Consider the following 12,581-nt stretch of genomic DNA (forward strand, 5'->3'; position numbering starts at 1 on the left):
TTTCAATACAGAAAAATCCATGAACTAGATTTTCATGGATTTTATTTTATCTTCAGTTGGGGTGACACGGAGGGTTTTCTGACCTCGGTAGGTCACAAAGCCTGGTTTGCCACCTGTTGGCTTATGGAGTTTTTTGGCTTCAATCATATCGACTTGGACCAGATTGGAATGTCTGGCCTTAGAGAAATAGGCGGCTAACTCCGCCGCATCGGTCTTGACCTCGTCGCTTGGGTCCAAGTTGTCTGTGATAACCACATGACTGCCTGGAATGTCTTTGGCATGGAACCAGAGTTCACCTTTCTTGGCCATTTTGAAGGTCAACTCATCATTTTGCAGGTTATTTTTCCCGACCAGAATAATAGTCTTCCCGTCCGTCGCCAAGTATCGCTCAGGTTTCTGACGCTTATGGATTTTCTCACGGTGGCGACGTTTGAGGTAGCCTGTTTCAATCAATTCCTCACGGATTTCATCGATTTCTGCCAGACTAGCCTGTCCCAGCATGGTGTCAACGGACTCCAGATAGACAATGGTTGCCTTGGTCTCCTCAATCAAGTTGGTTAGGTGTTTGACCGCCTCCTTGAGTTTCTGGTACTTCTTGAAATAACGCTGGGCATTTTGGCTAGGAGTCAAAGCCACATCCAACTCAATTTCCAGTTCCTGGCCCGTATAGTAGTTGTCTAACCGCACGCTCGGCTGGTCGTTGGGTACCTGATGCAGATAGGTGGTCAGGAGCTCACCCTTTTGCCGCACCAACTCCGCCGTCTCAGTATCCGCCAATTCCTGCTCCTGCTTGACCAGCTTCTTGCGATTCTTCTCTAACTCACTGGCCACCCGCTTGATCAACTCATTGGCCTGTTGGGCCACCCGATCCCGCTCTGCTTTGTCCTGATAGTAGAAGTCCAACAGACTGCTCAGGCTCTCAAAGTGTGGCTGGTTTTCAGGGCTATTGGCAAATGGCAGAGCAGCATAGGATTTGTCCGTTAGGCTAGGCTGTGTAGCCTGGTCAAAAAAGGCACGGAAGTTCTTGAGGCGGTCCGTCTGTAAGTGACTGGCCAGTTCAGAAGCTGTATCCCGCCCCAAACCTTGAAAGACCTGTTGGAGATTTTTTGGACTCAGTTCCTGAGTCGATAAGATTTCAAACAATTTCTCATCAGACACCGTATAAGGATTGAGAGAATGTGTCTCCGGTGGACGAATATAGGTGGAGCCTGGCAAGATAGTTCGGTAGGAGTTTTGCGAGAAACCAACGTGCTTGATAGCCTCAATAATCTTCTGTTCAGACTTATCTACCAAGATGATATTGCTGTGCTTGCCCATGATTTCCACAATCAAGGTAGCTTGGATATGGTCGCCAATCTCGTCCTTGTTGGACACCGAAAATTCTAAGATGCGGTCATTGTCCAACTGACGAATCTCCTCGATAATGGCACCCTGTAAGTATTTTCGTAAAATCATGGTAAAGGTATTGGGCACTTTTGGATTGGTAAAGTCCGACTGGGTCAGCTGAACCCGCCCGAAAACCGAATGGGCGGACAGGAGCAACTTATGGCTCTGACGGTTGCTGCGGATGTTGAGGACAATCTCCTGTTCAAAGGGTTGGTTGATTTTCTGAATCCGCCCACCTTCTAAATTGGCCCTTAACTCAGCCGTCATGTGATGTAAAAAAAATCCGTCAAAAGACATGGTTTTCCTCTTTCTAATAGCTATAACTCAGTCTAGTATATCATAAATCAGTGACTTTTTAACGAAGGGGACTAAAAGAAGTATTCTTATATTTTTATAAATTATTGACAAATTCTTTAATTTATATTAAAATTGAAAATGGTTACAGAGTTATTAAATTTTTTAAGCTAGAAGTACCAACTAATAATTGAAATAAAAGGATGTTATCGCTTTAAGGCGAGCAGGAACCTATTTAAATGAATCGATACGATATATGTCGATTTCTTTTAAGTAGGTTCTTTTATTTTAAGTTTAAAGGAAAATTTATGATCATAAAGCGTGTATTAAATCATAATGCAGTCATAGCACAAAATAATAAGAACGTTGATATCTTGTTGTTTGGTAAAGGAATTGCATTTGGAAAGAAGGTCGGAGATGCGATCCCACCTTCTTCGATAGAAAAAAGTTTTTTGCTCAAGAATAGCGATAATATGAATCGCTTTACGGAACTATTTATCGATGTTCCTATTGAGTTGGTTTATGTTTGTGAGAAAATAATAAATTTAGGAAAGATAACACTTGGAAATCATTTTGATGAGATTATTTACATCAATTTGACAGATCATATCAATTCTAGTATAGAAAGACATAAGGAAGGAGTAGTCGTTACGAACCCTCTTAGATGGGAAATTGCCAAATATTATAAAGAGGAGTTTGAACTGGGGAAAAAAGCATTATCCATCATAAAAAAAGATTTACATGTCGAACTCCCAGTTGATGAAGCAGCCTTCATCGCTTTGCATTTTGTCAATGCGAATTTGGAAAATATTTTTCAAGAATCTTATCGTATTACTGGAATTATCATGAAGATTGAACAAATTATTCAAGACTATTATTCTACAGAATTCAATCAAGACTCTATTGATTACTACCGATTCATCACACATGTTAAATTGTTTGCTCATCGTTTGGTAGAGGGGAATGAATACCACGATGAAGATGATGTGGATCTTTTAGAGTTAATGAAAAAGAAGTATCCAAGAGAGTACCAATGTGGAACTCGAGTAGCGGACTTTATTCGGTTAGAATATGATTATCTACTGAGTCCAAGTGAATTAGTCTATTTAATTGCTCACATTCGGCGTTTAACAAAAAATTTATCATAAGGAGTCTATTATGAAGTACAAGAATACTGCATTGGCAATCCTAGAGGCAGTCGGAGGAGAAAAGAATGTTCTTCGTGCAACCCATTGCGTTACTAGATTGCGACTGGAATTGAAAGATGAGAATATCGTGTCCGATGAACGTGTTAAATCCATTTCTGGAGTACTCGGTATTATGAAGAAAAATGGACAGTATCAAATTATCTTAGGTAATGATGTAGCTAATTACTATAAAGAATTTACTGCATTAGGAAAATTTGATTCTGATTCAGTTCAACAGGTTAAAAAAGCAAATGTCTTAGAACAAGTCATCGAGTATATCGCTGGCTCTATGACACCTCTTATTCCAGCTATGCTTGGTGGAGGTATGATAAAAGTTCTAGTCATTGTCTTGCCGATGTTGGGGCTTTTAAAAGCTGATTCCCAATCTATTTCATTTTTAGCCTTTTTTGGAGATGCACCATATTACTTTATGCCGATTTTTTTGGCCTACTCAGCTTCACAAAAACTCAAAGTTACACCTGCTTTAGCTATGTCGGTTGCTGGTATTTTGCTACATCCTAATTTTGTTCAAATGGTATCTACAGGTGATCCACTTCATTTTTTAGGTGCCCCTGTTACACCTGCTAGCTATGGTTCATCAGTTATTCCAATTCTTATTATGGTTTGGCTAATGAAGTATATTGAAGCTGTTTTTAACAAGGTCACTCCAGCTGTAACGAAAAGTTTCTTACAGCCAACCTTGGTCCTGCTTGTTTCAGGTTTCATAGCTTTAGTTCTTGTTGGACCTCTCGGCGTTATTGTTGGTGAAGGATTATCGCAATTGGTTGAACAAATGCATGGTGTAGCTGGTTGGTTAACTTTAGCAGTTCTTGGAGCAATCATGCCATTTATCGTTATGACCGGTATGCACTGGGCTTTTGCACCGATTTTCTTGGCAGCTTCAATCGCGACACCTGATGTATTGATTCTACCAGCGATGTTAGGTTCTAACTTGGCACAAGGTGCCGCTTCTATGGCAGTTGCATTTAAGAGTAAAAATAGTAACACGAAACAAATAGCCTTTGCAGCTGGATTTTCAGCTTTATTTGCTGGTGTCACTGAGCCTGCTTTATATGGTGTTACTCTAAAGTATAAAAAACCATTGTATGCAGCAATGATTGGTGGTGGTCTAGCAGGATTATTTGTTGGTTTGACAGGTGTAAAAGCATACCTTTTTGCAGTACCTTCTCTCATTGCTTTGCCACAATTTATTTACTCTGAAGCAGCTTCAAACATTACTAACGCTATGATTGCTGCGGCAATTTCAATTATTGTCACATTTATTTTGGCCTATTTCCTAGGTATCGATGAAGAAACGTCAACAGTTAATTTAGAAAAAGTAGCACCTGGCATTTCAAGTAGAAAAAATGTCTTCTCTCCTCTTTCAGGTCAAATTCTCCCTTTAGAAAAAGTAAATGATGCAACGTTTTCAAAAAAAATGCTTGGAGAAGGAGTTGCAATTATCCCTAAGGATGGAAAAGTCTATGCTCCATTTGACGGGGCTGTTACCAGTCTTTTTCCAACAAAACATGCAATCGGTTTAACAAGTGATGAAGGGGTAGAGTTGCTTATCCACTTTGGATTAGAAACTGTCGAGCTAAAAGGAAGAGGTTTTGTAAACCATGTTTCAGATGGGGAAAAAGTTGAAAAGGGTCAACTGATGCTGGAAGTGGATGTAGAAATGCTTGTCGCAGAAGGGTACGATATAGTGACTCCTGTAGTTGTTACAAATACACAGGAATATCTGGATGTTCTCTTGCTTTCGACAAAAGAGGAAGTCAACTATGCTGATGATTTATTAGCAGTCTTATAATTCGAGGAGGGTATATGTCAATTTTTCCAGACAATTTCTTATGGGGAGGAGCAGTAGCTGCAAACCAAGTAGAAGGTGCATATAATGAGGGAGGAAAAGGATTATCCGTTCAAGATGTTCTCCCCAATGGTGGACTGGGTGAAGCTACCCAAGAACCAACGGAAGATAATTTGAAATTACAAGCTATTGATTTTTACCATCGATACAAGGAAGATATAGCCCTGTTTTCAGAGTTGGGATTTAAGGTATTTAGAACATCAATTGCTTGGAGTAGAATATTTCCGAATGGAGATGAAGAATTTCCAAATGAAGAAGGGCTACAGTTTTATGATGAACTTTTTGATGAACTTCTAAAAAATGGTATAGAGCCTCTTGTAACTCTTTCTCACTATGAAACTCCCCTGTATCTGGCAAGGAAATATCATGGCTGGGTGGATAGAAAAATGATTCAATTTTTTGAAAAATTTGCTCGTACAGTTTTTGAGCGATACAAAGATAAGGTTAAGTACTGGTTGACATTTAACGAGGTCAATTCTGTCTTAGAACTTCCTTTTACGAGTGGTGGAATTGACTTGTCGAATGAAGAACTTTCAAAACAAGATTTATATCAGGCCATTCACCATGAACTTGTAGCTTCTAGTCTTGTTACCAAAATTGCTCATGAAATTATTCCTGACTGTAAGGTTGGCTGTATGGTCTTAGCTATGCCGACCTATCCAATGACACCCAATCCTGAAGATGTTTGGGCGGCTCATGCCTATGAAAATTTGAACTATTTATTTTCGGATATACATGTTAGAGGATATTATCCTAATTATGCCAAAAGATACTTTAAAGAAAATGGCATAAAGATTACTTTCGTGGAAGGTGATGAAGAGTTATTAAAAAATAATACGGTTGATTTTCTCTCCTTCAGTTATTATATGAGTATTACTCAGGCAGCAGATCCATCAAAATATTCATCTGGAAAAGGAAATATCTTGGGTGGTTTGGTCAATCCTTATTTAGAAGCTTCTGATTGGGGTTGGCAGATTGATCCAATTGGTTTAAGATTGACACTAAATCGTTATTATGATCGATACCAGATTCCTTTATTCATTGTTGAAAATGGTTTGGGAGCTAAAGATCAGCTAGTCAAGGATGAGGCTGGTGGTTTGACTGTTCATGACGATTATCGAATTCAATACATGCAAGAACACCTTTTACAAGTTGCTGAGGCGATACAGGATGGCGTAGAAGTCATGGGTTATACTTCTTGGGGCTGTATTGATTGTGTATCTATGTCTACCGCACAATTATCTAAAAGATATGGACTAATTTATGTTGATAGAAATGATGATGGAAGCGGCAGTCTAACTAGATATAGAAAGAAATCATTTTACTGGTATAAAGAAGTTATTCAATCCAATGGCAGTATCCTGGGCAATAGCTCAAAATAGACTCTTAAGGTATTAAAAAGTTTTCAGAAAATTTAATCAAAAGTATTGACAAAGATTGTTGGATACCGTATAATCGTCTGTAATCAGAAGAAGTAGTAAAGCAGAAGTCTTCAGGGAGCCTGTGGTACTGAGAACGGGTGGCGGAGTTTTATGAAATGGGCTGATGTGCATTTATGTCTATTTTATGACGTCGTTAGTCGTGCTTGCCGTACCACCAGTACTGCCTTCGCCCGACTGCCTAGTCCTAAAATACCCTAAATTCACATGGATTGTTTGGCATAGCATACTTTCAGTAATCAGCCAAAACAGTCACGCAAATGAACTTAAAACAATGATAGTTCGGTCCGCACACCTTACAGTGCAACTCCTTGTTAGAGGAGATGAGATATGGGAGGATTCTAGACAATTTCCATAAGTGAGGTGGCACCGTGTCATTGACGCCCTCGCATACTGTTTATCAGTATGCGGGGGCTTTTTACTTGTCTTCGTAGAGTGCTTTTATATTGCGTCACGTTCGGCTTGCCTAACTTGAGTTATGTCTGCGCCTCCGTTCCTTATCTAAAAGCAATCTACTTTGACAATTATTAACAAAATGAGGTAATCATGATGAAACGATGGCGATGGTGGAATAGAGTATTGAAGACGTAGAAATTGGATATTGTGCATTTTTAAAAGGAGAATGAATATGTTGAAAAATAAAAATTTACTTGCTACAATTATTGCCCTTACTATTATGGTAGTTGCTGCTTTGTTTATGACACAGAAAGAGCAGAGCAATTCATCTACATCAACGGAGAAAGTCAAAATTGGGGTCCTCCAATTTGTGACACATGATTCATTAGATGAGATTTATAAGGGAATCAAGGCAGGCCTTAAAGAAGGTGGTTATACCACAACGGATAATTTAGAAATTGATTTTATGAATGCTGAGGGTGATCAATCCCAAGTTCAAACCATGAGTAAAAAATTGGTGGACAATGGCAATGAATTATTGATTGGTATCGCAACACCTGCTGCACAGGGATTAGCAAACGCTACGACAGAATTACCTATCATCATGGGGGCTGTAACAGATCCAGTCGGAGCCAACCTGGTAACTGACTTGAAAAATCCTGGTGGAAATATCACAGGGGTATCTGACCAAACACCAGTAGCAGACGCAGTTTCTCTCATTAAAGAAATTACACCAGACGCTAAAACTATCGGTGTCCTCTATTCTTCAAACGAAGACAATTCAAAAATTCAAGTAGCGGAATTTAAGGCAGCAGCAGAAGAGGCTGGCTATACTGTTCTTGAATATGCAGTTGCTTCTAGTAATGAAATTGCAGCGACAGTAGAGATCGCAAGTAGTAAAGCAGATGTTCTCTTTACACCAGTAGACAATACAGTTGCCTCAGCATTTTCAACTGTCGTATCTGTGGCAAATAAAACCAAAACTCCGATTTTCACCAGCGTAGAAGATATGGTAGAAGGCGGAGGTATCGCATCTGTTACCCTTAGCCAATATGACTTGGGTGTGGCAACTGGTAAGATGGCTGCGAAAATTCTTGATGGTGCCAATCCAGCGGATACACCTGTACAAATCTTTAACGAGGGTACCGTTGTTGTCAACCAAAAAGTTACTAAAGAATTAGGAATTATCTTGTCAGATGATGTGATTAGTAAAGCAAGCAAGGTTATCGAATAAGAGATAAGAGAAAAGGAAAAATATGATTGTATCAACAGTTTCACAGGCTCTTTTATGGGCTGTACTAGGTTTGGGAATATTCGTTACCTTTCGGATTCTGAATTTTCCTGATATGACGACAGAGGGCTCTTTCCCGCTTGGAGGAGCGGTTGCTGTTACCTTATTGACGCAAGGAGTCCATCCTATCTTGGCTACTCTAGCAGCAGTTCTTGTTGGCTGTTTGGCGGGCTTTGTCACAGGCTTGCTTTATACCAAGGGGAAAATCCCCACTCTCCTAGCTGGTATCTTGGTCATGTCTTCCTGTCACTCTGTCATTCTATTTATCATGGGTAGGGCAAATCTAGGCTTACTGAATACCAAACGTTTACAAGATTTCCTTCCTTTTTCTGAGCAAATTAATGGTCTCTTGCTAGGTCTAGGTAGCCTAGCGGTGGTGATTGGTGCCTTGATGTTCTTCCTCTATACTCGCCTTGGACAGGCCTTTATTGCAACCGGGGATAATCCAGATATGGCTCGCAGTTTTGGTATCAATACAAGTCGAATGGAGTTGCTAGGCCTTGTTCTTTCAAATGGAATCATCGCTCTTGCAGGTGCCTTGATTGCACAACAAGAAGGCTATGCGGATGTGTCGCGTGGTATTGGTGTCATTGTGGTCGGTATGGCTAGTCTGATTATCGGTGAGGTAATTTATGGTAACCTTACTATGTTAGAACGATTCTTGGCCATTGTTGTCGGAGCGATTTTCTATCAGTTCTTAATTTTGGTGGTCATTTCCCTCGGTATCAATACCAGCTACCTCCGTATCTTCTCGGCCATGATTCTGGCAACTTGCCTCATGGTTCCTGAGTTGAAAAATAAAATCTTGAAAGGAGCCAGTCTGTCACGATGAAAGCAATTGTTGAATTAAAAAATGCCACTAAGGTGGTGACAAACGGTTTTGATGAAGAACGTGTGATTTTGGACAATGTCAATCTGACCATCTACCAAGGGGATTTTATTACTATTTTAGGTGGAAATGGGGCTGGGAAGTCAACCCTCTTTAATGTCATTGCTGGAACCCTACCCTTGACTAGTGGTTCTGTCCATATTCTCGGTGAGGACGTGACCAATTGGCCTGCGGAAAAACGTGCTAAGTATCTGGCACGTGTTTTCCAAGATCCTAAAATGGGTACAGCGCCACGGATGACGGTGGCAGAAAATCTACTGATAGCTAAGTACCGTGGCGAGGGACGGGGCTTAGTGCCACGCAGATTGGCCCAACAGACGGAAGAATTTGCCCAGCTTTTGCCGAGAGTGGGAAATGGTTTGGAAAAACATTTGGACACGCCAGCAGGGCTCTTATCAGGTGGTCAACGCCAGGCATTGAGTTTGTTGATGGCGAGTTTGAAACAGCCTGAACTTTTACTCTTGGATGAGCATACTGCAGCCCTTGACCCTAAAACCAGCCAATCCTTGATGCAACTGACGGATGAATTGATTGAGACTAAGGGAATGACGGCCCTCATGGTCACTCACCAGATGGAAGATGCTCTGCGTCACGGTAATCGCTTGATTGTCATGAAAAATGGTCAGATTATTCAGGACCAAACGGCTGAAGAAAAATCCAAGATGAAACTGGAAGATTATTATAAGTTGTTTGATTAAGAACCTGTGTGGATAGTTCGCAACTTCCAACCAAGTTTGGTTTTGGCTAAAACTGAATCTTATATCAAACACATCACTTGTGAATACAGGTCTAAAGTCTGGAGTAATCCAGGCTTTTATTATCCTTTGAATTTTTAGTTAAAAAGCAGTATAATATACTAAATATATCAAGAGGTGCTGTCATGGATAAATTGGTTTTTGAAAGCTTAGCTGACTTAGGAATGGACTACACCATTGTAGAGCATCCACCAGCTCTGACAACTGAGGAAGCAGACCGTTACATTGAAGGGTTAGAAGGAGTACGGACCAAGTCCATGTTTCTGACTAATAAGAAAAAGACTGCATTTTATTTACTGATCATGGATGACCAGAAGCAGCTGGATATGGACCAGTTTCGTGATTTGGTGGGAGTCAACCGCATCCGGATGGCCTCGAGTGATAGCTTGATGGAAAAAATGCACTTGCCTGCGGGAGTGGTATCTGTTTTTGGCTTGTTACATAATGTTGATAAGGATATTCAAGTCTTTTTTGATAAAGAAATCCTTTCTGAACCCATTCTAACCTTCCACCCCAATGTTAATACGAAAACAATTTTTGTAAAGACAGAGGATATTTTACGTTTTGTCGAAGAGATTGGCTTTTCAGCAACGATTGTTGACTTGGGGTAACAAAGATGAGAAAATGTTTAGCTATTTGTAGTCTGTTGTGTTGTCTTTTTTTGATAGGATGTCGGACAGGCGCAGCTTATCAGGCAGAGATTGAACCGATGGAACAATCAGAATTGTATACGGAAAAAGAGATTGAGGCGGCTATTCTTGTGGTTCAAGATTACTTTGATCACCATTTTAACAGTTGTAAATTGCTGACTATCGGTTACAGTGGTGATAATGAAAAGGAATTTGATGAGTGGGCGGAGCACTATGGTGCAGAGGAAGCTATTATCCTAACTTCGTCTTTTAAGGTAGCAGCTGAGGGGGCAGAGCCCACTTTAGAGCCTAATAGTACCCATACGGATTGGAAATGGATTTTAGTGCGGAATGTTGGTGGTAAGTGGGAACATAAGGGACATGGTTACTAATGTATATGTAGAACTTCGTTGATTTTCAGCGGAGTTTTTTGTAAATTTTCTTGAAAAAATGTATAATAGAAGCGATAGCTAAAATATAGTCTTTTAGTTTACTTTTAGTACTAGGCAACGAGCCGCAAGCATAACTGGAGTTAGGCAAGGCGAGTTCAAATACTCCTGTGGAGTGTTTGAAGTTGGAAATAGGGAAACGAAGTTTCCTCGTACGTCGAAGTAATAAAAGAAAAACTAAATGACGATAAATAGCAGACTGTAATTCGACTTGGGCATCCCAAGGACCGTTGGTAAGAAAAATAAAATGGACACCTGTGGGATGTCCAAAAGGAGTAAAGATGAGTACAATTAAAATTATGGCTCTTGGGGGTGTGCGGGAAAATGGAAAAAACCTGTACATTGCCGAAGTGAATGAACATATTTTTGTTTTGGATGCAGGGGCAAAGTATCCTGAGAATGAACAGTTAGGTGTGGATGTAGTCGTCCCAAATTTCGATTATTTGGAAGAAAATAAGCATCGTGTAGCAGGGGTCTTTTTATCTCACGGGCATGCAGATGCTATCGGAGCGCTTCCTTATCTCTTGGAGAAAGTGAAAGTGCCAGTATTTGGTTCGCACTTGACTATCGAATTGGCTAAGCTACTTGTCAAGGGGAATAATGCTACTAAGAAATTTAATGATTTCCATGTTATCAATGCTGAAACTGAAATTGATTTCGGGGATTCAGTGGTATCTTTCTTTCAGACGACTCACTCTATTCCAGAGAGTTTAGGAATTGTCGTTAAGACGGATGAAGGAAATATTGTCTACACAGGTGACTTTAAGTTTGACCAGGCGGCAGATAAGTTTTATCGTACGGATTTTGGGCGATTGGCTGAAATCGGTAACGAAGGTGTGTTGGCCCTCTTGTCAGACTCAGCTAACGCAGATAGCAATGTTCAAGTAGCGAGCATGCATGAGGCTGGGGAGGAAATTCTCAATACGATTGCTGACTGTGATGGGCGTGTTATTGTGGCAGCAGTTGCCAGCAATATTGTACGTATTCAACAGATTTTTGACGCGGCAGAAGCAACTGGTCGTCGTGTCGTGTTGACAGGACATGATGTGGAAAACATTGTCCGAACAGCGATTCAATTGAAAAAACTTCGTTTGGTCAGCGAACGCTTGTTGGTAAAACCAAAGGATATGAACAAGTATGAAGACCATGAATTGATTATTTTAGAAACTGGTCGTATGGGCGAGCCGTTAAATGGATTGCGTAAAATGTCTATCGGTAGACATCGCTATGTTGAAATCAAAGAAGGTGATCTAGTTTATATTGTTACCACTCCAAGTATTTCAAAAGAAGCGGTTGTTGCTCGCGTGGAGAATTTGATTTACAAGGCTGGTGGTACCGTAAAATCTATCACAAAGAATCTTCGCGTCTCTGGGCATGGGAATGCGCGTGATTTGCAGCTCATGCTCAACATCATGAAGCCTAAATATCTTTTCCCAGTTCAAGGGGAGTATCGTCAATTGGATGCTCACGCTAAGGCTGCGCTTGAAATCGGTATGTATCCAGAAAACATTATTATCGTTAAGCGTGGGGATGTCATGGCTTTTGAAGAGGGGGATTTTGTCCATAGCGGAGCGGTTCCTGCTGGTGATGTCATGATTGACGGAAATGCCATGGGCGATGTTGGAAATATCGTCCTTCGTGACCGTAAGATCCTCTCAGAAGACGGTATCTTTATCGTGGCCATCACTGTCAACCGCCGTGAGAAAAAAATCATTTCTAAAGCCAAGGTCAATACTCGTGGTTTTGTCTACGTGAAAAAGAGCAAGGACATCTTGCGTGAGGCATCAGAATTGGTGAATACAACGGTGGAAAATTACTTTACAAAGGATAGCTTTGACTGGACAGAGCTTAAGAGTGCTGTTCGCGATGATTTAGCAAAATTCCTCTTTGACCAAACCAAACGTCGCCCAGCTATTTTACCGGTAATTATGGAAGTCAAGTAAGCTGATTTATATACATAAGAAGAGCCGAGGGAAACTCAGGCTCTTTACCATAA

General features: G+C 40.6%; 10 protein-coding genes. 9 read left to right on the forward strand and 1 reads right to left on the reverse strand.

The features are described 5' to 3' along the window. Positions 1-24: 24 nt before the first annotated feature. The gene (locus GPW69_RS03570; RefSeq protein ID WP_074391472.1) at positions 25-1,683 is read right to left on the reverse strand and encodes an Rqc2 family fibronectin-binding protein; all 1,659 of its coding nucleotides are present in this window, start codon (positions 1,681-1,683) and stop codon (positions 25-27) included. A gap of 305 nt (positions 1,684-1,988) precedes the next feature. Between GPW69_RS03570 and licT the strand changes: the two genes are divergently transcribed. From licT to GPW69_RS03615, 9 genes are all read left to right on the forward strand, one after another. After that, positions 1,989-2,828 carry a BglG family transcription antiterminator LicT gene (gene licT, locus GPW69_RS03575; RefSeq protein ID WP_012775252.1) on the forward strand — a complete coding sequence of 280 codons (840 nt, stop codon included), beginning with the start codon at positions 1,989-1,991 and terminating at the stop codon, positions 2,826-2,828. 10 nt (positions 2,829-2,838) lie between these two features. Further along, positions 2,839-4,680: a beta-glucoside-specific PTS transporter subunit IIABC gene (locus tag GPW69_RS03580; RefSeq protein ID WP_074391471.1), complete on the forward strand. Its 1,842-nt coding sequence runs from the start codon at positions 2,839-2,841 to the stop codon at positions 4,678-4,680. Positions 4,681-4,694: 14 nt separating this feature from the next. Then, complete coding sequence (locus tag GPW69_RS03585; RefSeq protein ID WP_044678341.1) at positions 4,695-6,119, forward strand: glycoside hydrolase family 1 protein; 1,425 nt, start codon at positions 4,695-4,697, stop codon at positions 6,117-6,119. Positions 6,120-6,804: 685 nt separating this feature from the next. Further along, positions 6,805-7,806 (forward strand): tryptophan ABC transporter substrate-binding protein, encoded by a 1,002-nt coding sequence (trpX, locus tag GPW69_RS03590; protein ID WP_074391470.1) that lies wholly within the window; start codon positions 6,805-6,807, stop codon positions 7,804-7,806. Positions 7,807-7,828: 22 nt separating this feature from the next. Further along, positions 7,829-8,695: an ABC transporter permease gene (locus GPW69_RS03595; RefSeq protein WP_074391469.1), complete on the forward strand. Its 867-nt coding sequence runs from the start codon at positions 7,829-7,831 to the stop codon at positions 8,693-8,695. Beyond that, the gene (locus GPW69_RS03600) at positions 8,692-9,450 is read left to right on the forward strand and encodes an ABC transporter ATP-binding protein (RefSeq protein ID WP_002935681.1); all 759 of its coding nucleotides are present in this window, start codon (positions 8,692-8,694) and stop codon (positions 9,448-9,450) included. Before GPW69_RS03595 ends, GPW69_RS03600 begins: the two co-directional genes overlap by 4 nt. Positions 9,451-9,632: 182 nt before the next feature. Beyond that, entirely contained in the window at positions 9,633-10,118 is a 486-nt protein-coding gene (locus tag GPW69_RS03605; RefSeq protein WP_074391468.1) for a prolyl-tRNA synthetase associated domain-containing protein, read from the forward strand. 5 nt (positions 10,119-10,123) lie between these two features. Then, positions 10,124-10,528: a hypothetical protein gene (locus GPW69_RS03610; protein ID WP_024413333.1), complete on the forward strand. Its 405-nt coding sequence runs from the start codon at positions 10,124-10,126 to the stop codon at positions 10,526-10,528. Positions 10,529-10,866: 338 nt separating this feature from the next. Then, entirely contained in the window at positions 10,867-12,528 is a 1,662-nt protein-coding gene (locus tag GPW69_RS03615) for a ribonuclease J (protein ID WP_044678343.1), read from the forward strand. The last annotated feature ends 53 nt before the right edge of the window (positions 12,529-12,581 follow it).

Source organism: Streptococcus suis (assembly GCF_902702775.1).
In the GTDB taxonomy this organism is placed as follows: domain Bacteria; phylum Bacillota; class Bacilli; order Lactobacillales; family Streptococcaceae; genus Streptococcus; species Streptococcus hashimotonensis.

What these genes read in the sequence shown, in the direction of transcription:
- GPW69_RS03615 (WP_044678343.1), top strand. Translation starts at nt 10,867, where the DNA reads ATGAGTACAATTAAAATTATGGCTCTTGGGGGTGTGCGGGAAAATGGA.
- GPW69_RS03595 (WP_074391469.1), top strand. Translation starts at nt 7,829, where the DNA reads ATGATTGTATCAACAGTTTCACAGGCTCTTTTATGGGCTGTACTAGGT.
- trpX (WP_074391470.1), top strand. Translation starts at nt 6,805, where the DNA reads ATGTTGAAAAATAAAAATTTACTTGCTACAATTATTGCCCTTACTATT.
- GPW69_RS03610 (WP_024413333.1), top strand. Translation starts at nt 10,124, where the DNA reads ATGAGAAAATGTTTAGCTATTTGTAGTCTGTTGTGTTGTCTTTTTTTG.
- GPW69_RS03570 (WP_074391472.1), bottom strand. Translation starts at nt 1,683, where the DNA reads ATGTCTTTTGACGGATTTTTTTTACATCACATGACGGCTGAGTTAAGG.
- licT (WP_012775252.1), top strand. Translation starts at nt 1,989, where the DNA reads ATGATCATAAAGCGTGTATTAAATCATAATGCAGTCATAGCACAAAAT.
- GPW69_RS03585 (WP_044678341.1), top strand. Translation starts at nt 4,695, where the DNA reads ATGTCAATTTTTCCAGACAATTTCTTATGGGGAGGAGCAGTAGCTGCA.
- GPW69_RS03580 (WP_074391471.1), top strand. Translation starts at nt 2,839, where the DNA reads ATGAAGTACAAGAATACTGCATTGGCAATCCTAGAGGCAGTCGGAGGA.
- GPW69_RS03600 (WP_002935681.1), top strand. Translation starts at nt 8,692, where the DNA reads ATGAAAGCAATTGTTGAATTAAAAAATGCCACTAAGGTGGTGACAAAC.
- GPW69_RS03605 (WP_074391468.1), top strand. Translation starts at nt 9,633, where the DNA reads ATGGATAAATTGGTTTTTGAAAGCTTAGCTGACTTAGGAATGGACTAC.